This is a genomic window from Paraburkholderia terrae, from assembly GCF_002902925.1.
GTDB classification, from domain to species: Bacteria; Pseudomonadota; Gammaproteobacteria; order Burkholderiales; family Burkholderiaceae; genus Paraburkholderia; species Paraburkholderia terrae.
In genome coordinates, this window is the sequence record NZ_CP026111.1 from 2,961,906 (window position 1) to 2,984,832 (window position 22,927).

20 protein-coding genes are annotated in these 22,927 nt (G+C 63.0%); 12 read left to right on the top strand and 8 right to left on the bottom strand.

Features of this window, described 5'->3' with window-relative positions; genetic code table 11:
• Window positions 1-40: 40 nt before the first annotated feature.
• The 4 genes from C2L65_RS13030 to recG all read right to left on the bottom strand — a co-directional run bounded on the left by C2L65_RS13030 (window position 41) and on the right by recG (window position 5,205).
• Window positions 41-1,495, bottom strand: a complete 1,455-nt coding sequence (locus tag C2L65_RS13030; protein ID WP_042313115.1) for a catalase — start codon at window positions 1,493-1,495, stop codon at window positions 41-43.
• An 87-nt stretch (window positions 1,496-1,582) separates the two neighbouring features.
• A complete protein-coding gene (locus C2L65_RS47055; RefSeq protein WP_007740270.1) occupies window positions 1,583-1,717 on the bottom strand; it encodes a hypothetical protein in 135 nt (44 codons plus the stop codon).
• A 178-nt stretch (window positions 1,718-1,895) separates the two neighbouring features.
• Window positions 1,896-2,855, bottom strand: coding sequence for a LysR substrate-binding domain-containing protein (locus C2L65_RS13040; RefSeq protein WP_042313121.1), 960 nt, complete (start codon window positions 2,853-2,855; stop codon window positions 1,896-1,898).
• Between the two features lie 124 nt (window positions 2,856-2,979).
• Window positions 2,980-5,205, bottom strand: a complete 2,226-nt coding sequence (gene recG, locus C2L65_RS13045; RefSeq protein WP_042313124.1) for an ATP-dependent DNA helicase RecG — start codon at window positions 5,203-5,205, stop codon at window positions 2,980-2,982.
• A 194-nt stretch (window positions 5,206-5,399) separates the two neighbouring features.
• On the opposite strand from recG, the gene queA reads away from it, so the two are divergent.
• The 5 genes from queA to secF all read left to right on the top strand — a co-directional run bounded on the left by queA (window position 5,400) and on the right by secF (window position 11,416).
• On the top strand, window positions 5,400-6,461 hold the full coding sequence (queA, locus tag C2L65_RS13050) for a tRNA preQ1(34) S-adenosylmethionine ribosyltransferase-isomerase QueA (protein WP_042313126.1): 1,062 nt from the start codon (window positions 5,400-5,402) through the stop codon (window positions 6,459-6,461).
• Between the two features lie 81 nt (window positions 6,462-6,542).
• Window positions 6,543-7,754, top strand: coding sequence for a tRNA guanosine(34) transglycosylase Tgt (gene tgt / locus C2L65_RS13055; RefSeq protein ID WP_042313129.1), 1,212 nt, complete (start codon window positions 6,543-6,545; stop codon window positions 7,752-7,754).
• A gap of 188 nt (window positions 7,755-7,942) precedes the next feature.
• Complete coding sequence (gene yajC / locus C2L65_RS13060; protein ID WP_007578638.1) at window positions 7,943-8,272, top strand: preprotein translocase subunit YajC; 330 nt, start codon at window positions 7,943-7,945, stop codon at window positions 8,270-8,272.
• A 121-nt stretch (window positions 8,273-8,393) separates the two neighbouring features.
• Window positions 8,394-10,448 carry a protein translocase subunit SecD gene (gene secD / locus C2L65_RS13065; protein WP_042313132.1) on the top strand — a complete coding sequence of 685 codons (2,055 nt, stop codon included), beginning with the start codon at window positions 8,394-8,396 and terminating at the stop codon, window positions 10,446-10,448.
• A gap of 17 nt (window positions 10,449-10,465) precedes the next feature.
• The gene (gene secF, locus C2L65_RS13070) at window positions 10,466-11,416 is read left to right on the top strand and encodes a protein translocase subunit SecF (RefSeq protein ID WP_042313135.1); all 951 of its coding nucleotides are present in this window, start codon (window positions 10,466-10,468) and stop codon (window positions 11,414-11,416) included.
• A 104-nt stretch (window positions 11,417-11,520) separates the two neighbouring features.
• Here the strand turns inward: secF and C2L65_RS13075 are convergent, their stop codons facing one another.
• The 4 genes from C2L65_RS13075 to C2L65_RS13090 all read right to left on the bottom strand — a co-directional run bounded on the left by C2L65_RS13075 (window position 11,521) and on the right by C2L65_RS13090 (window position 15,492).
• Window positions 11,521-12,798, bottom strand: a complete 1,278-nt coding sequence (locus C2L65_RS13075) for an MFS transporter (protein WP_042313138.1) — start codon at window positions 12,796-12,798, stop codon at window positions 11,521-11,523.
• 926 nt (window positions 12,799-13,724) lie between these two features.
• The gene (locus tag C2L65_RS13080; protein WP_042313174.1) at window positions 13,725-14,294 is read right to left on the bottom strand and encodes a YceI family protein; all 570 of its coding nucleotides are present in this window, start codon (window positions 14,292-14,294) and stop codon (window positions 13,725-13,727) included.
• A 53-nt stretch (window positions 14,295-14,347) separates the two neighbouring features.
• Complete coding sequence (locus C2L65_RS13085) at window positions 14,348-14,911, bottom strand: YceI family protein (RefSeq protein WP_042313151.1); 564 nt, start codon at window positions 14,909-14,911, stop codon at window positions 14,348-14,350.
• Between the two features lie 8 nt (window positions 14,912-14,919).
• Complete coding sequence (locus tag C2L65_RS13090; protein ID WP_042313154.1) at window positions 14,920-15,492, bottom strand: cytochrome b; 573 nt, start codon at window positions 15,490-15,492, stop codon at window positions 14,920-14,922.
• A 379-nt stretch (window positions 15,493-15,871) separates the two neighbouring features.
• On the opposite strand from C2L65_RS13090, the gene C2L65_RS13095 reads away from it, so the two are divergent.
• From C2L65_RS13095 to C2L65_RS13125, 7 genes are all read left to right on the top strand, one after another.
• The gene (locus C2L65_RS13095; protein ID WP_042313157.1) at window positions 15,872-16,615 is read left to right on the top strand and encodes a paraquat-inducible protein A; all 744 of its coding nucleotides are present in this window, start codon (window positions 15,872-15,874) and stop codon (window positions 16,613-16,615) included.
• A 7-nt stretch (window positions 16,616-16,622) separates the two neighbouring features.
• Window positions 16,623-17,297: a paraquat-inducible protein A gene (locus tag C2L65_RS13100; RefSeq protein WP_042313160.1), complete on the top strand. Its 675-nt coding sequence runs from the start codon at window positions 16,623-16,625 to the stop codon at window positions 17,295-17,297.
• On the top strand, window positions 17,294-18,931 hold the full coding sequence (locus tag C2L65_RS13105; protein WP_042313163.1) for a PqiB family protein: 1,638 nt from the start codon (window positions 17,294-17,296) through the stop codon (window positions 18,929-18,931). The genes C2L65_RS13100 and C2L65_RS13105 overlap by 4 nt, the downstream gene beginning before the upstream one ends.
• Entirely contained in the window at window positions 18,928-19,635 is a 708-nt protein-coding gene (locus C2L65_RS13110; protein WP_042313166.1) for a PqiC family protein, read from the top strand. The genes C2L65_RS13105 and C2L65_RS13110 overlap by 4 nt, the downstream gene beginning before the upstream one ends.
• A gap of 112 nt (window positions 19,636-19,747) precedes the next feature.
• Window positions 19,748-21,025, top strand: a complete 1,278-nt coding sequence (locus tag C2L65_RS13115) for a THUMP domain-containing class I SAM-dependent RNA methyltransferase (RefSeq protein ID WP_042313168.1) — start codon at window positions 19,748-19,750, stop codon at window positions 21,023-21,025.
• 181 nt (window positions 21,026-21,206) lie between these two features.
• Window positions 21,207-21,590 (top strand): VOC family protein, encoded by a 384-nt coding sequence (locus C2L65_RS13120; RefSeq protein WP_042313170.1) that lies wholly within the window; start codon window positions 21,207-21,209, stop codon window positions 21,588-21,590.
• 29 nt (window positions 21,591-21,619) lie between these two features.
• Entirely contained in the window at window positions 21,620-22,360 is a 741-nt protein-coding gene (locus C2L65_RS13125; RefSeq protein WP_427910143.1) for a helix-turn-helix transcriptional regulator, read from the top strand.
• Window positions 22,361-22,927 lie beyond the last annotated feature (567 nt).

The following is a 22,927-nucleotide window of genomic DNA, read 5'->3' on the forward strand; positions in this document are numbered from 1 at the left end:
GTGGACGACAGCACTTTGCCGCCGTCCACGAACTGATACGTTACTTCGCGTTCGCTTTTGCGAGCGCCTCGATTGCTGCAATCACGCCTTCCGCATACGCGGGATCGATCTTGCGGAAATGCTCGACCTGGCGCGCGACGATATCGGCAGGCACGCCTTCGATCGCCCGCGCGATGTTGCTAAACAGACGCCCACGCTGCGCGTCGTCGAAGATCCGGAACAACGCAGCCGGCTGGCTGTAGTAGTCGTCGTCCTCGCGATGGTTGTAGTGATCGACATTGCCTGCCGCGAGCGGCGGCTCGATCGCGTTACGGTCCTGTGCGAAGTCACCGAAGCGATTCGGCTCGTAATTCACGTTGCCGCCGAGGTTGCCGTCCACACGCATGCCGCCGTCGCGATGGAACGACCGCACATTCGGCGCGCGCGACGCGTTCACGGGAATCAGATGGTGATTCACGCCAAGACGATAGCGTTGCGTGTCGCCGTACGAGAACAGACGCCCTTGCAACAGACGGTCCGGCGAGAAGCCAATGCCCGGCACCACGTTGGCCGGCGTGAACGCTGCCTGCTCGACATCCGAGAAGTAGTTCTGCGCGTTGCGGTTCAACTCGATCACACCGACGTCGATCAGCGGGTAGTCCTTGTACGGCCAGACCTTCGTGACGTCGAACGGGTTGTACCGGTACGTCGCCGCGTCCGCTTCCGGCATCACCTGAATCTGAAAACGCCACTTCGGGAAGTTGCCCTCGTCGATCGATCCGACCAGATCGCGCTGCCCGCTTTCACGATCGCGCGCGACCACTTGCGCGGCCTCTTCGTCGGTGTAGTTCTCGATGCCCTGCATCGACTTGAAGTGGAACTTCACCCAGAAGCGCTCGTTGTCCGCGTTGATGAACGAATACGTGTGCGAGCCGAAGCCGTGCATCTGCCGATAATTCTTCGGAATGCCGCGATCGCTCATCACGATCGTCACCTGATGCAGCGACTCCGGATGATGCGCAAAAAAGTCCCACGCGTTCGTCGCGCTGCGCATGTTCGTGTACGGATCGCGCTTTTGCGTGTGGATGAAGTCCGGAAACTTCAACGGATCGCGGATGAAGAACACGGGCGTGTTGTTGCCGACCACGTCCCAGTTGCCCTCTTCCGTGTAGAACTTGATCGAGAATCCGCGCACGTCGCGCTCGGCGTCGGCGGCGCCACGCTCGCCCGCCACCGTCGAAAAGCGCATGAACAGCGGCGTTTCCTTGCCGACTTCCGCAAACACCTTCGCCTTCGTATAGCGCGAGATGTCGTGCGTCACCTTGAACGTGCCGAACGCGCCCGAGCCCTTCGCGTGAACGCGGCGCTCGGGAATCACTTCACGGTCGAAGTGCGCGAGCTTTTCGATCAGCCACACGTCCTGCAGCGCGACGGGTCCGCGCGGGCCAGCCGTCAGCGAATTCTGGTTGTCGGCGACGGGTGCGCCCGAGGCGGTGGTGAGATTGCGTTCAGACATAGTTATTCTCCGGGTGATCCTAAGGAATGCGGTCCTGCTGATTCGGTTTTGGCTACTTCGAATGGGAAGGAGACGTGCGGCGCGCCATCAGGCGGACAGTGCGCGATCGACGAGCAGCGAGAACGCGATGGTCCTGAAGCCGGACGCGTTGCTACCGCTCGATGCCGCTTGCTGCGGCGATGGGGAAACAGACTTGAACAGCGAAGACGTGGATGGCTGCATGATTTCCTCCGTTTGTAGTGGTGGATCGCTGGGACCCATGGAGGAAATCTTAAAGAAAACTATCGAAAACTGCGATTTGATTAATTTTATATATTCGATAGTCGCCGCCTCATGCAGAAGGCGGGAGGCGACGCAGCGGCAGCATCGGCTGCCCGTGCGTCGCGGCAAAGGCAGTTAGTTAGTTGACGGCAGCGGGCAAATCCAGCTTCCTCACGCCCGGCAGATCGCAGGCCGAGATGGCGTCGCAGATCGCGTCGATGGCGGGCATTCGCGTGAAACTCTTGCGCCAGGCCAGCACCACGCGGCGATCCGGCACTGGCTCGTCGAACGGCACGTAGCTGAGCAGCCCGGAATCGACGCCGCCGGCGTGCGGCTTCACCTCATGCACCGACATGCGCGGCAGCACGGTAATGCCGACGCCGCTCGCGACCATATGCCGGATCGTTTCCAGCGACGACCCTTCGAAGGTCTTCTGAATGCCGTCAGCGTTCTGCGAGAAGCGCATCAGTTCCGGGCAAACGCCGAGCACGTGATCGCGGAAGCAGTGGCCGCTACCGAGCAGCAGCATGGTTTCCTGCTTGAGATCGCCAGGATCGATCTTGCTGCGCGACTCCCACGCGTGACCCGATGGCAGCGCGACGACGAACGGCTCGTCGTACAGCGGGCGCAGCATCAGGCCCGTTTCCGGAAACGGCAGCGCCATGATCGCGACGTCGATCTCGCCTTGCTTGAGCAACTCGATCAGCTTGAGCGTGTAATTTTCCTGCAGCATCAGCGGCATCTGCGGGACGCGCTTGATCATCTGTTTGACCAGCGTCGGCAACAGATACGGTCCGATCGTATAGATCACGCCCAGGCGCAGCGGTCCAAGCAACGGGTCCTTACCCTGCTTGGCGATTTCCTTGATGGCGAGCGTCTGTTCGAGCACGCGCTGCGCCTGCGTGACGATCTGCTCGCCGATCGGCGTGACGCTGACTTCGCTCGTGCCGCGCTCGAAAATCTGCACGTTCAGCTCGTCTTCGAGCTTCTTGATTGCGACGGACAACGTCGGCTGGCTCACAAAACACGCTTCTGCCGCGCGGCCGAAGTGGCGCTCGCGCGCAACCGCGACGATATATTTCAGTTCGGTGAGGGTCATTGGGGACCAATCAGGGCGATAGATTCGATAGGTTTCTGTTATACACCTATGGGGCCAATTCGCCAACCTTCTAGCCAGATTCAGCCGTTGTGCGGCGCGCAAGCGCTTCCACCCGCGGCCTTCATCACGCTTTCAGATACTGTTCGCGCGTGTTCAGCCAGCGCAAAAGATGCTGCGTGACGACGTTCGGATACTGCTCGAGCAGCGTCGTCGCCGCCTCGCGCGCCGGCTCGATCAGCCAGCCGTCGTTTTCCAGATCGGCGAAGCGCAGCATCGCGGCGCCCGACTGCCGCGCGCCGAGAAACTCGCCCGGACCGCGAATTTCGAGGTCGCGACGGGCGATTTCGAAGCCGTCGGTCGTTTCGCGCATGGTTTGCAGGCGCGCGCGGGCCGTCATCGACAGCGGCCCGGCGTACATCAGCACGCACACGGACGCCGCACTGCCGCGCCCCACCCGCCCGCGCAACTGATGCAACTGCGCAAGGCCGAAACGCTCCGCGTGCTCGATCACCATCAGCGACGCATTCGGCACGTCGACGCCCACTTCGATCACCGTCGTCGCAACCAGCAACTGCACTTCGTTGCGGCTGAACGCGTCCATCACGGTGGCTTTCTCGACGGGCGTGAGGCGCCCATGGACCAGCCCGACGTTCAGTTCCGGCAGCGTGGCGACGAGCGTCTCGTACGTTTCGACGGCCGTCTGCAATTGCAGCGTCTCGCTTTCCTCGATCAGCGGACACACCCAGTACACCTGGCGGCCTGTGAGCGCCGCCTCGCGCACGCGGCCGATCACTTCTTCGCGCCGCGCATCGGAGACGAGCTTGGTCAGGATCGGCGTGCGGCCGGGCGGCAATTCGTCGATCGTCGACACGTCGAGGTCCGCGTAATAAGTCATCGCGAGCGTGCGCGGAATCGGCGTCGCGGACATCATCATCTGATGCGGCTGGAAGTCGCGCGCGCCGTCGGCGGCGTTGTGCGCCTTCGCGCGCAGCGCAAGCCGCTGCTCGACGCCGAAGCGATGCTGTTCGTCGACGATCACGAGGCCGAGCCTCGCGAATTCGACCGCGTCCTGAATGATCGCGTGCGTGCCGATCACGAGTTGCGCGGTGCCGAGCGCGGCGGCTTCGATCGCGCTGCGCTTTTCCTTGGTCTTCAGGCTGCCCGCGAGCCACGCGACCGATACGCCGAGCGGCTCCAGCCATCCGCGCAATTTGCGCGCGTGCTGCTCGGCGAGGATTTCGGTCGGCGCCATCATCGCGGTCTGATAACCGGCATCGATGGCCTGCGCGGCGGCCAGCGCCGCGACGACCGTCTTGCCGCTGCCGACGTCGCCCTGCAACAGGCGCTGCATCGGATGCGGTTGCGTCAGGTCCTGCGCGATTTCCGCGCACACGCGCTGCTGCGCGTTGGTCAGCAAGAACGGCAGGGTCTTTAATAAACGCGTCACCAGGGACGCCTCATCGGTCGGCTCGCGGCGCGGCATCGCGGGCGCGGCGCGCGTGCGGCGTTCCTCGTGCGCGCGCTTGAGCGACAATTGCTGCGCAAGCAGTTCCTCGAACTTGATGCGCGTCCACGCGGGATGCGTGCCGTCGATCAGCGCCGTCTCGTCCGAATGCGAATTCGGATGATGCAGCGTGCGCACGGCATCCATCAGTTGCGGAACATCGAGCGGCTTCAGATATTGCCGCTCGACGGGTTCCGGCAGCAATTCGGGCAGCGACGTGCGCGCCAGCGCGTTGTCGATCGCCTTGCGCAGATACGCCTGTGAGACGCCTGCCGTGCTCGGATAGACAGGCGTGAGCGCCTGCGGCAGCGGTGTGTCTTCATCGACGACGCGCACGGCGGGATGCACCATCTCCATCCCGAAGAAGCCGCCGCGCACATCGCCGCGCACGCGCAGCCGCACGCCGATCGACATCTGCTTGACCTGCGAGCCGTAAAAATTGAGGAAGCGCAGGATCAGCTCGTCACCCGCGTCGTCGCGCATTTTCACCAATAACTGGCGGCGCGGCCGGTATGCAATCTCGTTGTCATACACGACGCCTTCCGTCTGCGCGATGCCGCCAGGCAGCAATTCGCCGATCGGCGTGAGCGAAGTTTCGTCCTCGTAGCGCATCGGCAGATGCAGCACCAGATCGATATCGCGCGTGAGGCCGAGCTTGGCGAGCTTATCGGCGGTTTTGGCGAGCGTGGGTTTTTTCGCGGCGGCGGGCTTTTTCGTGCCTTCCGCAGCAGGCACACCGGGCTCCTGGGTCACATCCGCATCCGCCTTGCTCCGCGCGGCGCGGCGCTTCTTCGGAGCGCTGTCATCGTCGGTTTCGAGAGGTGAACGGGTGTCGGACAAAGGCATGAGTCGCTTCGCAAGTACAATATCGGCTTCAGAAGTTTTACGGCCAGTGCGCGTGAGTGATGCGCGCACACAGGGCCGCTGCGGCAATGTCCCGCAATCATAGCCGCTCGACGGGCGCTGTCGTAGACGCTGTTGATCCAGCCAAGCGTTCGTCCGGGGGCAATCCCGTCAAGTACCGCATCAAGCCAGTTCGCATGTTCACGCTTTCCGATTTCGATTTCGACCTGCCGCCCGAGTTGATCGCGCAAGTCGCGTTGCCCCAGCGCAGCGCGAGCCGTCTGCTCGAAGTGAACGGGCAAACCTCGCCCGCGACGCTCGCCGATCGCCGTTTTGCCGATCTGCCCGACTGCATCGAGTCCGGCGATCTGCTCGTCTTCAACGATACCAAGGTTCTGAAGGCGCGCTTCATCGGCCAGAAGGCCAGTGGCGGCAAGATCGAAGTGCTGATCGAGCGTCTGACGGGCGAGCGCACCGCGCTGGCTCAAATCCGCGCCAGCAAGAGCCCGGCTGCGGGCACGACGCTGCGCCTCGCCGATGCGTTCGACGTCACCGTCGGCGAACGCGTCGAGCCGTTCTACACGCTGCATTTTCCCGATGACTGCCTGACGCTGATCGACCAGTTCGGCCGCCTGCCGTTGCCGCCGTATATCGAGCACGACCCCGACGCGTTCGATGAAACGCGCTACCAGACGGTCTACGCTCAGAATCCGGGCGCCGTCGCCGCGCCCACGGCTGGCCTGCATTTCGACGATTCGATCTTCGCGCGCCTGGACGCAAAAGGCGTCGAGCGCGCGACGCTCACGCTGCATGTCGGCGCGGGCACGTTCCAGCCGGTGCGCGTCGAGAATATCGACGAGCACAAGATGCATAGCGAGTGGTATCAGTTGCCGCAATCGCTGGTCGACAAGATTGCGGCGACGAAGGCACGCGGCAATCGCGTGATCGCGGTCGGCACGACATCGATGCGCGCGCTCGAAGCCGCCGCGCGCGATGCCGACGCCGCTGGCCGGCCGCTCGCCGCGACGAGCGCCGAGACCGATATCTTCATCACGCCGGGTTACCGGTTCCGCGTGGTCGACCGGCTGGTGACGAATTTCCACCTGCCGAAGTCGACGCTGCTGATGCTCGTATCGGCGTTCGCTGGCATCGAGACGATACGCGCTGCGTATCGGCATGCGATCGACGAACGTTACCGCTTCTTCAGCTACGGCGACGCGATGCTGCTCACGCGCCACGACGACGCGCTTAACGCATAATCCACCACCTGCCGCCGGAAGCACGGCGGCGCACATCAAATTGCGCCGGACTGTTCTCTGGTTGCAAACGGAGTCAACAAAATGACCGACGGTCATAACAACGCTGCACGCGCCGACCACGGCGCCTACCTTGGCGACCACGTTCGCCCCGATAACGGTCTCAAATTCGAGCTGCTCAAGACCGACGGCCAGGCGCGCCGTGGCCGCCTGACGCTGAACCACGGCGTGGTCGAAACACCGATCTTCATGCCCGTCGGCACGTATGGGACGGTGAAGGCGATCCAGCCGCGCGAACTCGAAGAAATCCGTGCGCAGATCATTCTCGGCAACACGTTCCATCTGTGGCTGCGCCCCGGACTCGAAACGATCGCGGCGCACGGCGGCCTGCACGGCTTCATGGGCTGGAAGCGCCCCATCCTCACCGACTCCGGCGGCTTCCAGGTCTTCTCGCTCGGCGACCTGCGCAAGATCACCGAAGACGGCGTCACGTTCGCGTCCCCGATCAACGGTGACAAGCTGTTCCTGTCGCCGGAAGTGTCGATGCAGATCCAGAAGGTGCTGAACTCGGACATCGTGATGCAGTTCGACGAATGCACGCCCTACGCGACCAACGGCGTGCCGACTTCGCACCAGGACGCCGCCGATTCGATGCGCATGTCGATGCGCTGGGCAAAGCGCTCGATCGACGAATTCAACCGGCTCGCCAATCCGAATGCATTGTTCGGCATCGTCCAGGGCGGCATGTTCGAAGACCTGCGCGACGAATCGCTCGCCGGGCTGTCGGAAATCGGCTTCCACGGTCTCGCGATCGGCGGGCTGTCCGTCGGCGAGCCGAAGGAAGACATGATGCGCGTGCTGAACCATATCGGCCCGAAGCTGCCCGCCGACAAGCCGCACTACCTGATGGGCGTCGGCACGCCAGAAGACCTCGTGGCGGGCGTTTCGGCGGGCGTCGACATGTTCGACTGCGTGATGCCGACCCGCAACGCGCGCAACGGCTGGCTCTTCACGCGTTTCGGCGACATCAAGATCCGCAACGCCACGCACAAGAATTCGGTGCGCCCGCTCGACGAGCAATGCGGCTGCTACACGTGCCGCAATTTCACGCGCGGCTATCTGCACCATCTGCACCGCGTCGGCGAGATTCTCGGCGCGCAGCTGAACACGATCCACAACCTGCACTACTACCTCGAACTGATGCAGGAAATGCGCGACGCCATCGACGCGCAGATGTTCGACGCCTTCAGGAAGCTGTTTCACGAAAACCGGGCGCGCGGGACGGAACAGAGTTAAACGCGACGTCAGGCGACGCGCAAAAACCGTTCTCCCACATAGCGCGTCAGACATTACAATTAACTTTCGTAATATCGGCAACCCCCTTGACAAGCCGTCAGGAAAACCCGTTCCGGGTGCCGTCCCGCAAATGGCCGGTGGTAGAATAACCGGCTGATTTTTTTGATTGTTATAACGGAGAGACCAACGTGTCGTTCATTACCGATGCCTTCGCGCAAGGCAGTGCAGCTGGTGGCGCCGAATCCAGCCTGATGAGCTTCCTGCCGCTGATTCTGATGTTCGCGGTGCTGTATTTCATCATGATTCGCCCGCAAATGAAGCGCCAGAAGGAACACCGCAATATGCTCTCCGCCATGGCGAAGGGTGACGAAGTCGTGACGAACGGCGGCATCGTCGGCAAGGTGACCAAGGTCGGCGAAGCCTACGTTGGCGTCGAAATCGCTGAAGGTACGGAAATCACCGTGCAGAAGTCGTCGGTGACGACCATTCTGCCGAAGGGCACCCTGAAGTCGCTGTAAGGCCTGCTCTCTCGCGTCCGGCGCGGCCTCGCGTCGATCGAAGCAAACCACCCATGCTTCTGCCCGCCGCGCTCATCGCCGGACGCATCGCTTTCAAGCCAACCTCCCGTTGGACCACCCCATGAATCGTTATCCCCTCTGGAAGTATGTCGTGATGCTGGTGGCGCTCGTCATCGGCCTCGTGTACACGCTGCCCAATTTCTTCGGCGAAGCGCCGGCGGTGCAGGTGTCGAGCGGCAAGGCAACGGTGAAGCTCGATTCGACCACGCTGTCGCAGGTCGAAGCGGCGCTCGCATCCAGCCAGATCAAGCCGGACGACGTCACGTTCGACAATTCCTCGCAGAACGCGAACATTCGCGTGCGTCTGAAGGACACCGACACGCAGTTGCACGTGAAGGACCTGCTGCAAAAGGCGCTCAATAGCGACCCGAGCGATCCGCAGTACATCGTCGCGCTGAATCTGCAGAGTGCGTCGCCGCGCTGGCTGACCGCCCTGCACGCACTGCCCATGTACCTCGGTCTCGATCTGCGCGGCGGCGTTCACTTCCTGCTGCAGGTCGACATGGCAGGGGCGCTGAACAAGAAGCTGGATTCGGACGCATCGGATGCGCGCACGCTGTTGCGCGACAAGGGTATCCGCGATGGCGGCGTGAACCGCACTGGCCAGACGGTGGTCGTCAATTTCGCCGACCAGGACGTCGCAGAAAACGCGCGCAAGCAACTGACGACGGCCGTTTCCGAACTCCAGTGGGCGACGCAGCCGAACCCGGCGGGCGGCTTCCAGGTGGTGGGCACGTTCACGCCGGCCGTGCAGAAGACGGTCGAGGACGCGGCGCTCAAGCAGAACATCACGACGCTGCATAACCGCGTCAACGAACTCGGCGTGGCCGAGCCGGTGATCCAGCAGCAAGGCTCCGACCGCATCGTCGTCGAACTGCCGGGCGTGCAGGACACGGCGAAGGCGAAGGACATCATCGGCCGCACGGCGACGCTCGAAGCGCGCCTGGCCGACCCGAACGGCCTGCATCCGAACCCGGGCGACCCGGTTCCGGCGGGCGACGAGCTCTTCACGCAAGGCAACGCCGCGCCCGTGCTGCTGCGCAAGGCCGTGATCTTCACGGGCGACCGCATCATCGACGCGTCGGCGGGCTTCGACGAACATCAACGTCCGTCCGTCAACATCCGTCTCGACTCGGCAGGCGGCCGCGCGGTGCGCAGCGTATCGCGCGACAACATCGGCAAGCCGATGGCGATGGTGCTGTTCGAAAAGGGCAAGGGCGAAGTGCTGACGGTCGCGACGATCCAGTCGGAACTGGGCGACCGCTTCCAGATCACCGGCCAGCCGACGCCGCAAGCCGCCACCGATCTCGCACTGCTGCTGCGCGCCGGTTCGCTCGCGGCGCCGATGGACATCATCGAAGAACGCACGATCGGCCCGAGCCTTGGCGCGGACAACATCAAGAAGGGCTTCCACTCGGTGGTGTGGGGCTTTGCGGCAATCGCCGTCTTCATGATCGCGTACTACATGCTGTTCGGTTTGATCTCGATGATCGGGCTGTCGGTGAACCTGCTGCTGCTGATCGCCATTCTGTCGATGCTGCAGGCCACGCTGACTTTGCCGGGCATTGCCGCTATCGCGCTCGCGCTCGGTATGGCGATCGACGCGAACGTGCTGATCAACGAGCGCGTGCGTGAAGAACTGCGCAACGGCGCGCCGCCGCAACTGGCCATCCAGAACGGCTACGCGCATGCATGGGCGACGATTCTCGACTCGAACGTGACGACGCTGATCGCCGGTCTCGCGCTGCTCGCATTTGGCTCGGGCCCTGTGCGCGGCTTTGCTGTTGTTCACTGTATCGGCATCATGACGTCGATGTTCTCGGCCGTGTTCTTCTCGCGCGGTCTCGTGAACCTGTGGTACGGCGGCAAGAAGAAGCTGCAATCGCTCGCGATCGGCCAGGTGTGGAAACCCGCTGCCGCCGAGGGCGCACCCGCTTATCTCGACAACGCGGACACGGAAACCGACACGGCTCGCGCGATCGCCGCAGCAACGGCGCCGAAGGCAAAGCCGAAGGCCAAGGCGCCCGCCGGCACCGCGAAAGCCCAGGCTGCCAAGCCGACGCTGCGCAACCGCAACGCGCCGGGTGGCACCAACAAACCGGGTTCATCCCGCTGAGTCCCGGAGAAGAGAACATGGAATTTTTCCGCATCCGTAAAGACATTCCGCTCATGCAGCGCGCGTTGCTCTTCAACGCGATCTCGTTGCTGACGTTCATCGCCGCCGTGTTTTTCCTGCTGCATCGCGGGCTGCATCTGTCCGTGGAATTCACGGGCGGCACGGTCATCGAAGTGCAGTATCCGGGCGCCGTGCCGCTTGAACCGGTGCGCGACACGCTGTCGAAGATCGGCTACGCCGACGCGCAGGTGCAGAACTTCGGCACCTCGCGCGACGTGCTGATCCGTCTGCCGTTGAAGCAAGGTCTGAGCTCGGCGCAACAGAGCGACCAGGTAATGTCCGCGCTGACGGGCCAGGATTCGAACGCGAAGCTGCAGCGCGTCGAGTTCGTCGGCCCGCAGGTCGGCAAGGAACTCGCCACCGACGGCCTGCTCGCGCTCGCGTGCGTGGTCGCGGGCATCGTGATCTATCTGTCGTTCCGCTTCGAGTGGAAGTACGCGGTCGCAGGCGTGATCGCAAACTTGCACGACGTCGTGATCATTCTCGGCTTCTTCGCATTCTTCCAGTGGGAGTTCTCGCTGTCGGTGCTGGCTGCCGTGCTTGCCGTGCTGGGTTATTCGGTGAACGAGTCCGTGGTTATCTTCGACCGGATTCGCGAAACCTTCCGCCACGAACGCAAGATGAGCGTGATCGAAGTCATCAACCACGCAATCACGAGCACGATGTCGCGTACGATCATCACGCACGGCTGTACGCAGATGATGGTGCTGTCGATGTTCCTGTTCGGCGGTCCGACGCTGCACTACTTCGCACTCGCGCTGACCGTCGGTATTCTGTTCGGTATCTACTCGTCGGTGTTCGTCGCGGCGGCGCTGGCCATGTGGTTGGGCGTCAAGCGTGAAGACCTGATCAAGGACAAGAAGGAACGCCACGATCCGAGCGATCCGAACGCGGGCGCGCAGGTTTGATCAAAAGCGTCTGATACTTCGGAAGCAACGTAAAAGCAAAAGGCCGGTTCGATGATGAACCGGCCTTTGTCGTTTACAACGTCTGCGCTAACGCGTAACCCGATTCACCGAAAGCCCAATTTGCGACGCGCCGCAATCAGCGCAATCACGCTCAACACGGCGGCGAACATCAGATAGAAGCTCGGTGCGATCTTCGAGCCCGTCGCCTGGATCAGCCACGCAATGATGAACGGCCCGAAGCCGCCAAAGATCGTCACTGCGATGTTATAGGCGAGCGACATACCCGTCGTGCGCGTCTGGACCGGGAAGATTTCCGACAGCAGCCCCGGCAACGAGCCGAAGTACGCCGTCATCAGGAAGCCGAACACGATCTGCATGCCGATCAGCGTGCCGAAGGTCGGATGCGCGACGAGATAGCTGAACGCCGGACAGATCAACAGGAACAGCAGCACGGCGGGCACGAGCATGATGCGTACGCGTCCGTGACGGTCGGACAGATGCCCGACGATCGGCGAGCACACCAGCTGGATCACGCCGACCAGCGCAATCGCCGCGAATGCCACCGATGGCGCGAGACCTAGCTGCTTGATCGCGAAGGTCGGCATGAACAGCACGAGATACGTCGACACCGTGCCGAGCACGACGATACCCATGCCGATGAAAAGCCGCAGTTTCTGGCTCGCGAAGGTATCGCGGATCGGGGTGGTGGTGGTTTCGGCGGCGAGGAACTCGGGGGTTTCGTCGAGCTTCGTGCGGATGTACCACGCGACCGGCCCGATCAGCAGGCCGAAGAAGAACGGCACGCGCCAGCCCCAGGATGCCATCTGTTCCGGCGACAACTTGCCTGTCAGCACCATGCCGAACAGTGCGGCGAGCAGCGTCGTGAGGCCCTGGCTCGCGATCTGCCAACTGGCGAAATAGCCGCGCCGCCCGGGCACATGCTCGGCGAGAAAGGCCGTCGCGCTGCCGAATTCGCCGCCCGCCGAGAAGCCCTGCATCAACCGCGCGACGACGAGAATCAGCGGGGCCGCGAGGCCGATCGACTGGTACGTCGGCAAGACCGCGATGATCAGCGTGCCGATCATCATCAGCAGGATCGAGAGCGTGAGTGCGGCCTTGCGCCCTGCCCGGTCGGCATAGGCGCCAAGCACGATCGCGCCGAGCGGCCGCATGAAGAACGACACGCCGAAGGTGCCGAGCGTCAGCAGTAGCGAGACGGTGTCGTTGCCGGCCGGAAAGAACAGTTTCGAAATGACGACGGCGAAAAAACCGTAGACGACGAGGTCGAACCATTCCAGCGCGTTGCCGATCGACGCGGCGACCACCGTACGCCATGTATCGGGGCGGGTTTGCGCGGTGCTCGCGGCTAGTGTTGAACTCATTGTGGATCTCCAGGGTGCGCGCGGTAGTCGTTGTCGTGGTGATTGGCGTTGGACGCCCGGTCCTTTCATTTTGCCGGTTCGATGCGCGCGCAACCGATCCGGCGTGTTCGTTCAATATGTACCGGAAAAATTAAGTCTGCACGAGGGGGAGAAGTGCCAGGGCACAGGAGGTTTTTTGCGGTTCGCTGTGCGTTTCGGATGGGCGTCTGTGAGGTGGTTTGCTTGGGCTTGGCGCTGGCATCCGCGGTTTGACTTCGTGGCGCGGTTGGTTTGGTGTTTTGGCGTTTGCGCTGGCATCCGCGATTCGTTAGCGTGCTTCACGCGTCGCCCCTGTGCGGGGCGGCACCTACTTTTCTTTGCCGCCGCAAAGAAAAGTAGGCAAAAGAAAGCGGCTAACACCGCTAATTCTTGTGTTTGCCTGAGGGACCCCAAAGGGTCTTACGTTTCACACGGCAGTGCCCCGGTTGGTGCTCGTTGCCAACGCTTCGAATGAACGCCTCACCCGCTTCGAATACCCGTACTCGGGCCAGCGGCAGCGAATGGTATGTGCCGCCCAGGTGGCAGTGGACTATCTGGCAAGGTGTGATGTGACGCGGGTACATGAAGCGGGTGAGGCGTACGGGGAGAGCGTTGGCAACGAGCGCGGACTGGCGCGTTGCCGTGTGGAGCGTAAGACCCTTTGGGGGCCCTCAGGCAAGAACTAGAACTGGCGGTGTTAGCCGCTTTCTTTTGCCTACTTTTCTTTGCGGCGGCAAAGAAAAGTAGGTGCCGCCCCGCACAGGGGCGACGCTTGAAGCACGCTAACGAATCGCGGATGCCAGCGCAAACGCCAAAACACCAAACGGGCCGCGCCACGAAGTCAAACCGCGGATGCCAGCACAAACCCGAGCAAACCAAACCGCCTGCGCAGCACAAAAACCAAACCTTTACTGCTTGATGCCTTCCGCCTGGATATGCAGCACGGTTTTCATGCTGAAGCCATATTTGGTGCCGAAGTCCATCCCAAAGTCCGAGCGATTGAATTCGCCCTCCGCCTCCACGCCGCACACCTCACGCTTGAGCACGGGATGCTGGATGCATTTGAACGAGTCGATCTTGAGATTCACCGGCTTCGTGACGCCCTTCATCGTGAGTTGGCCATCCACTGCAACGGGCGTATCGCCGTCGAACTTGATCGCGGTGCCTTTGTACGTCGCCGTCGGATACTTTGCGACATCGAAGAAATCGGGCGAGCGCAGATGCTCTTCGAGCTTCGTGTTGCCGATCTGGATCGAAGACGTATCGATGGTCACGTCCACTGTACCCGTCTTCGCCGCGCGATCGAGCGTCACCGTGCCCGAGCTTTTGGTGAACTTGCCGCGCCACGTCGACACGCCGCCCATGTGGTCCGCTTCGAAGCTCGGATAGGTGTGCGTCGGATCGAGCTGATAGGTATCGGCGGCAAATGCGCCTGCCGCCATCGACGACGCCAGCGCGCCGGCAACAATCATAAGCATCGGTTTCAATTCATTCTCCTTTTCTGTCTGCATGCCTGCTACGAATCCACGAATCACTTGCCTGCGGCGACGATATGAAACTTGATCGTCACGTCGTCAGCGACCACCGACGTGTCCTTCCATTCCCCCGTGCCGATATCGAACTGCGACCGCTTGACGGTCACCGCGCCGTCATACACCTGCGCGGCGCCCTGCTTCGTCACCGTGACGGGCACCACGACCGTCTGCGACTTGCCTTTCATCGTCAGCTTGCCCGTCACCTTGAACTGGTTGGTGCCCGCAGGCGCGATCGCGCTCGAGACGAAAGTGGCCGTCGGGAAGGTTTTCGAATCGAACCATTCCTTGCCGCGCACCTGCTCGTTATAGCTTTCGTCGCCGAGATCGTAGCTCGACGTATCGACCGTGACCTGCGCGCTGCCCGCCGCCGGGTTTGCCGGATCGAACGCAATCTGCGCGGTGAACTTGTTGAACTTGCCTTCGACGGGCACGTTCATCTGCTTCGAGATCGCCGTGACCGTGCTCTTGCCCATGTCGACCTGCGCGAACGCGCCGCCCGACGCGGCCAGCGACGCCGCCGCAAATGTGGCGAGCATGTAGCGGTAGAACGATACCTTCATGTTTGTCCTTATTTGAGGAAAGGGATCATGCGCGACAACAGGCCGTCGCGATCGAGAATCTGATGCTTGAGCGCCGCCAGCACATGCAACACGACCAGCACGAGCAGCGTGTAGTTCAATGCGATGTGAACGGACTTCAACACTTCCTTCAGATGCGGATCGGGCGCGATCAGGCGCGGCAGCGGCACGAGCCCGAGATAGACGACAGGCACGTTCGCCGCGGAGCTGTACAGATAGCCCGACACGGGGATCACGACCATCAGCACGTACAACAGGAAGTGCGTGAGATGCGCGATGCCGCGCTGCCATTTGGGCATGTGCGAGGGCATCGGCGGCGTGGCATGCGTCGCGCGCCACAGAATGCGGATGATGACCAGCGCGAACACGGTCACGCCGATCCATTTATGCCACGAAAAGTATTTGAGCTTGGTCGGCGTGAAACCGGGGATGTCCGTCATCACCCAGCCGAGGGCGAATCCGCAGACGATCAGCAGCGCGATCAGCCAATGCAACGCGATGGCCGTCGACGTGTATGACGAACCGCGCGCGGAAAACGAATGAAACGAAGAGGTATGTGCCATGACAGATCCGACGCCAACATGAAAGTTAAACGACCCGGGCGATGCCATTATTCCGCTCGCGTCCAGCATCGGCGCCAACGGTCTGCGCGGCGCTCATCGTACCGCATGCAGCGGCAACTGGCTGACAGCTTTGCGCGCGGCGCGGAATTTGCTATTCCCGCTTGTACGGATGCGCGCCGCATCTGTCGGACAAAGCCTACGACGGGCCGCAGATCACCGCATCCGCCGTCATCGCCCCGCGCACCCACCTGTAAGGCCTCACTGCGACGAGCTTTGATACTATTGCCCCCGGGCCGTGACGTGCGAGTCACTTGCGCGGCAACAATCTGTAAGACACCGACCGCAACCACGACAACAACATCGTTTCCCGATTGCCTGCATGGACCATGACCACCTGATTGCCTGTCACGAATGCGACGCGCTGTTCCAGAAGCCGCGCCTTGGACGCGGGCGGATTGCGCGCTGCCAGCGGTGCGGCGCGATGCTGTACTGGAGCGCATCGGGTCGGCTGGACGGCATCACGGCGATGACGGTCGCCGCGCTGATCACGTTCCTGATCGCGCAGGGCTTTCCCATCGTCGAGCTGGAGACCAACGGCATCACGTCGCAGACGAGTCTGCTCGGCGCCATTGTCGCGCTGTGGGACGAAAACATGCAGATCGTCGCCATCATCGTGTTCTGCTCGACCACGCTCTTTCCGCTCACCGAACTGCTCGCACTGCTCTATCTGCTGCTGCCGATCCGCGCCGGCTATCTGCCGCCGTTCTTCAACCAGGTGCTGCGCGCGATTCAATTCGTGCGCCCGTGGGGCATGATCGAAGTCTTCATGCTCGGCGTGCTGGTGACGATCGTGAAAATGGTGAGCATCGCGCGCGTGATTCCCGAAGCCGCGATGTTCGCGTTCGGTGCGCTCACGCTGATGTTCGTCGTGGTCGTCACGTTCGACCCGCGCACGCTGTGGGATGTTGCCGAAACCCTCGGCGTCCTGCAGGCGCGGCGCGAACGGCACGCTCGCGAAGACGAGGCGCGCGGCGACATGGATAGCGACACGCCCGACGGTCGCAACGATCGCGCGGCAGGCGCACCGGACGTCGATGGTTCGGCCACACCGCACCGGGGATGACGGGCCGATGAAATACACCACGGCCTCGCGCGCCGGTCTGGTCGCCTGTCACGCGTGCTCGCGCGTGCAGCCGCGCTTACGCACCAAAGAGCAGCGCTGTACGCGCTGCGGCGCGATCCTGCACCGTCGCAACCCCGACAGCCTGATGCGCACCTGGGCGCTGCTGATCGCAGCCGCCGTGCTCTACATTCCCGCGAACCTGCTGCCCGTGCTGCACACGGCCTCGCTGGTCGGCACGGAGGACGACACGATCATGAGCGGTGTCGTCTACTTCTGGACATCGGGCGACTGGCCGCTGGCGATCATCGTGTTCGTCGCGAGCATTCTCGTGCCGATGCTCAAGCTCACGGTGCTGGCGCTGCTGACCATCACCGCGCAACGCCACTCGACATGGCGGCCGCTCGAACGCACCAAGCTGTACCGGATCGTCGAACGCATCGGTCGATGGTCGATGCTCGACATCTTCGTCATCACGCTGACTGTCGCGCTGGTGCGCTTCAAGTCGCTGGCCGTCATCACGGCGGGACCGGGCGCGCTCGCGTTCGGCTCGGTCGTGATTCTCACAATGATCGCCTCGATGCAATTCGATCCACGCCTGATCTGGGACGACGTGGACAAAGACCCTGGCGACGCCGCCCCAAACAAGCCGAAAAGCCGTAAAACCTCAGGACCCGAAACATGAATAGCCCTCAAGCGCCGACGCCACCTTCCGGCCCGCCGAAGAACGACCCCGTGCCCGAGCCCGAGATCGTCACGAAACGGGGTTGGCTGCCTTCGCTCGTCTGGGTGATTCCGCTGATCGCGGCGTTGATCGGCGTCGGACTGGTCGTGAAGTCGGTACTCGAAAAAGGACCGACCATCAACATCAGCTTCATCAGCGCGGAAGGGCTCGAGCCCGGCAAGACCAAGGTCAAGTACAAGGACGTCGACATCGGCTTCGTGAAGGCCATCAAGCTCGCGAAGAACCACTCGCGCGTGAACGTCGAAGTGCAGTTGACGAAGGAAGCCGAAGATTTCGCGGTAAAGGACAGCCGCTTCTGGGTGGTGCGTCCGCGCATCGGCGCAAGCGGCGTGTCGGGGCTCGGCACGCTGCTGTCGGGCGCATACATCGGCGTGGACGGTGGACGCTCGACGGAAACGCAGACGCAGTTCGTCGGCCTCGAATCGCCGCCCGCCGTCACCGTCGACCAGAAAGGCCATCAGTTCACGCTGCGCGGCGAATCACTCGGTTCGATCGATATCGGATCGCCCGTGTTCTACCGGCGCGTGCAGGTCGGCCAGGTGACGGGCTTCTCGCTCGACAAGGACGGCACGGGCGTCACGGTGCAGGTGTTCGTCAGCGCACCGTTCGACCAGTATGTGGGCACGAACTCGCGCTGGTGGCATGCGAGCGGCGTCGACGTGCGGCTCGATTCGGGCGGCTTCAAGCTGAACACGCAGTCGCTGGCGACGGTGATCGTCGGCGGGCTGGCGTTCCAGTCGCCGCCGGGTCAGGCCGTCGGCGTGCAGGCGCCGAACAACATGACGTTCCGCCTCGGCTCCGACGAAGCCGACTCGATGCGCGAGCCCGACGGCGAGCCGGTGCGCGTCGTGATGAACTTCAACCAGTCGCTGCGCGGGCTGTCCGTCGGCGCGCCCGTCGATTTCCGCGGCATCGTGCTCGGCCAGGTAACGAACATCGGCGTCGAATACGATCCGCAGACGAAGAACTTCAACATGCCCGTCACGATGGATCTCTATCCTGACCGCCTGCGCCGCCGGTCGCGCGGCCAGCCCGTGCCCGAATCCGGCACGGAAGCCAGCCAGAAAATGCTGCTCGCGCTCGTCAATCACGGCCTGCGCGGCCAGTTGCGCACGGGCAACCTGCTGACGGGCCAGTTGTATGTGGCGATCGACCTGTTCCCGAAAGTGCCGAAGGCAACCGTGGACGTCACGCGCGACCCGATCGAACTGCCGACGATCCCGAACTCGCTCGACGAACTGCAACTGCAGATCGCCGATATCGCGAAGAAACTCGATCAGGTGCCGTTCGACCAGATCGGCAACAACCTGAACGCCGCCCTGAAGAACGCCGACCACCTGTTCACGCAGCTCGACAAGGAAGTGCTGCCTCAGACGCGCGACACGCTCGCGGCCGCGAAGCAGACGTTCGGCTCGGCGGAAGCGACGCTGCAGCAGGACTCGCCGCTGCAATCCGATGTGCATCAGGCGCTGCAGGAACTGACGCGCACGCTGCAGTCGCTGAATGCGCTGTCGGACTATCTCGAACGCCATCCCGAATCGTTGCTGCGCGGTAAATCAGGAGACAAGCCATGACGTTTGCACGCGTCCCCCGAACGATGCGCGCCGCCGCGCTTTCTGCCCTGCTGATTGCCGCGCTGGCCGCGTGTTCGTCGCCGCCGAGCCACTTCTACACGCTCTCTGCAGGCGACCAGTCACCGGATGCCGTGCGTACCGCGAGCAACCCGGCGTTCCTGATCGAAGTGCCACCCGTCGACGTGCCGCCGCAAGTGGCGAAAAACCAGTTCGTCGTGCAGACGGGACCGACCCAGGTGCAGGTGCTCGAACAGGAACGCTGGGCGTCGCTGCCGGGTGACGAGATCCGCCGGGCGCTGTCCAGTTCGCTGACGCAGCAGTTGGGCACGATCGACGTGTACGGCTCGCCGTATCCCGACCGTGTGCCCGTCTATCGCGTCAGCGTGAACGTGCAGCGCTTCGAATCGTGGCCCGGCTCGCGCGCGCAGATCGACGCCGTGTGGAGCGTGCGTGCCGTGCGCACGCAGGCCGTGCTGACTTGCCGCAGTGCGGTCAGCGAGCCCGTTTCGGGCGGCTACGACGCGCTTGCCGAAGGGCATCGGCGCGCGGTCCAGCGGATTGCGACGGAAATCGCGGCGGCCGTGCGCAATCTCGCGGCGGCGCCGGCGCGCGGCGCGGCTGTGACGTGCCCGGCATCGACCTCGGGGCCGTCCGCTGCCCCGTCAACCGCGCCGTCAGCCTCGAATACGGCAACGAAGGGCTGACGGACGCAAGCCGCGCGGGTAGCGCATCGCGCCCGCGCGCGATACTTGCCGCAAGGCACGGCGAGGCGACCGCGTACAATGTCGCCTTAATCAACGCCATGCGGCAATCTCCATGTCCTTCGAATTTTTCATTCCCTGCCCGCGCGGCCTTGAAGCCGCGCTCGCCGCCGAACTCGCCGAGATCGCCGCGCGTCATCTGAACGGCGCGCCGTTCGCGGCTGGCGCGCAGGTGCCCGGCGGCGTGCATTTCAAGGGCGGCTGGGCAGCCGGCATGGCCGCCAACCTGCATTCACGGATCGCGAGCCGTGTGCTGCTGAAGATCGCGCATCGCCCGTATCGCAACGAGCAGGACATTTACGGGCTCGCGCTCGAGCAGAGCTGGGAGCAATGGTTCTCGGCGAACGAGACGCTGCGCGTCGACGTCACCGCGATCAAGTCGCCGCTGCGCAGCCTCGAATTCGCGACACTGCGCGTGAAGGATGCCATCTGCGACCGTCTGCGCGACAAGACAGGCGCGCGCCCGAGCATCGACACGGGCTCACCCGACGCCCGCGTGTTCGCGTTCCTGACGGCCACCGACTGCACGCTTTATCTCGACACCTCCGGCGAGGCGCTCTTCAAGCGCGGCTGGCGCCTGGACAAGGGCGCGGCACCGTTGCGCGAGAATCTCGCGGCGGGCATCCTGCGGCTGACTGGCTGGACGCCCGGCACGCCTTTGTATGACCCGATGTGCGGCAGCGGCACGTTCCTCGCGGAAGCGGCTCAGGTCGCGCTGAACATTGCACCGGGCGTCGAGCGGCGCTTCGGCTTCGAGAAGTTCAAGCAGTACGACGTGTCGGCATGGCAGACGCTGAAAGTCGCCGCGCAGGACGCGAAGCGCGCGGCACGCGCGGGCCGCGGCGATCTGCTGATCTTTGGCAGCGATATTTCCGACAACATGCTCCAGAAGGCGCGCGCGAACTTCGAACGCGCTGGTTTTCCGGCGCTGCCGTTGAAGCAGATCGATGCGCGCAACATGATGCCGCCTGCGGGCGAAGCGGGCATTCTCGTTGCGAATCCGCCTTACGGCGAGCGGATCGAAGTGCGAGGTCCGCGGGGCGAGATTCGCAATACTGGGCGCGAAGAAGGCGGCTTCCGTCGCGTGGAGAGCGAAGAAGCGCCCGACATGACGGAGTTCTTCCAGTCGTTCGGGGATGCGCTCAAGAAGCGCTTTACCGGGTGGCACGCGTTCGTGCTGACGTCGGACCGGAAGCTGCCGGGGCAAATGCGGTTGCGGGAGTCGACAAAGACGCCGTTGTTCAATGGCGCGCTCGAATGCCGGCTGTTCCGCTTTGATCTGATTGCGGGCAGCGTCAGGCAAAGGCCGGCGGCCGATGCGCCGAAGGAGTAAACGGCGAGTTTTTGGATTGCCGGTTGCAAGAGAAGCGGGCTCAATGCCCGCTTTTTTGTTGTTCGCGTTTCTGATGACTTCCTCAACGCTACTGACAGAACGCTGTCAGTAGCCCGCCCGCACACTTCTCCTACGCCATCCGGCGACACACACGGCTCACCGCCATCAACAGGAGAACGTCATGTCAGCACAAATCAATCGCGCCATCGCGTGGTTCGAGATTCCTTCCGTCGATTTCGAACGCGCCGTGCGCTTCTACGAGGCCGCGCTCGATACGAAACTGCGCCGCGAAGATTTCGGCATGCCAATGGCCGTCTTCAGTTACGACGAGCCGTCGACGGGCGGCTGTATCGTGCAGAGCCCGACGCTCGAACCGTCGCAAACGGGTTCGCTCGTTTATCTGGACGCGCGCCCGACCGTCAACGCGACGCTCGAACGCGTGAAGCGCGCTGGCGGCAAGGTCGAAGGCCCTGCCGTGCAGTTGCCGCACGATATCGGCTGGATTGGCTTTTTCACCGACACCGAAGGCAATCGCATCGGCCTGCATTCGAAGACCAACGCGTGAAGTAACGGGCAACGCGGCGGGAGTGCGTCGTGCGGCGCTATCATCGCGGGAGATTCCCCGTCTATTTCCGGGAGACCCCCACGATGACGCGTCGCGCCGACCGCCTGTTCCAGATCGCCGAACTGTTGCGCGGCCGGCGGCTCACGACCGCTCAGCAACTGGCCGATTGGCTGCACGTGTCGCTGCGCACCGTTTATCGCGATGTGCAGGATTTGCAGTTGTCGGGCGTGCCGATCGAAGGGGAACCGGGCATTGGGTATCGCTTGAGCCGCAGCGCGAGTTTGCCGCCGCTCACCTTCACCGCTGACGAGTTGATGGCGCTTGCTGCGGGCGCGCGGATGCTGGAATCATGGGGCGGCGAGAGTATGGCGGCGGGTGCGCGCGGCGCGCTGGCGAAGATTGCCTCGGCTATGCCCGCTGACAAGCGGGCCACTATTGACAGGCTGGCGTTCTTTGCGCCGTCGTTTCATGTCGATGGGAATGTGTCGGTGATTGTCGATACGCTGCATCGTGCGATTGATTCGCGGCATGTTGTCAGTTTTGCGTATCAGGATCGGCATGGCGCCGCGACGCAGCGGCGGGTTTGGCCGCTTGCTCTTGCTTATTGGGGGGCGAGGTTTACGCTCGGCGCGTGGTGCGAGTTGCGGGGGGATTTTCGACATTTCGCACTTACGAATATTGGCCAGCTTGATGTGCTGGAGCCGTTTCCTGATGTCGAAGGGAGGCGGCTTGCGGATTTTATGCGGAGTATTGGGGTGAAGGCTCGGTGAGCGGCTGCGCGGCACGGGCGATGCCATTCGGTGTTTTTTGGCCTTCGCGCTGGCATCCGCGTTATGGTGTTTGCCGTTCAAGCGTCGCCCCTGTGCGGGGCGGCACCTACTTTTCTTTGCCGCCGCAAAGAAAAGTAGGCAAAAGAAAGCGGCTAACACCGCCAGTGCTAGTTCCTGCCTGAGGGCCCCCAACGGGTCTTACGCTTCACACGGCAACGTCCTTGTTCGCGTTAGTTGCCAACGCTTCGAATGATCGCCTCACCCACTTCAAACACCCGCAGAAAAGCTAGCGGCAGCGAATGGTTTGTGCCGCCCAGGTGGCAAACTGTGTGTAGGTTGTCGCGGCGTATAGCTTGGCGTTCTTAAAGGGCGGTGCGCGTGCCCTATCGGTCCGGAGTGGTGCGTTTATGGTGCGAACGCCTACACACAGTTTGCCACCTGGGCGGCGGAGGAATAGCTGGCACGGCGTACTCCGACGCGGGTGCGTGAAGCGGGTGAGGCGCTTATTCAGAGCGTTGACAACGGACGTGGGTCACGTGATTGCCGTGTGAAGTGAGGGACCGGTTG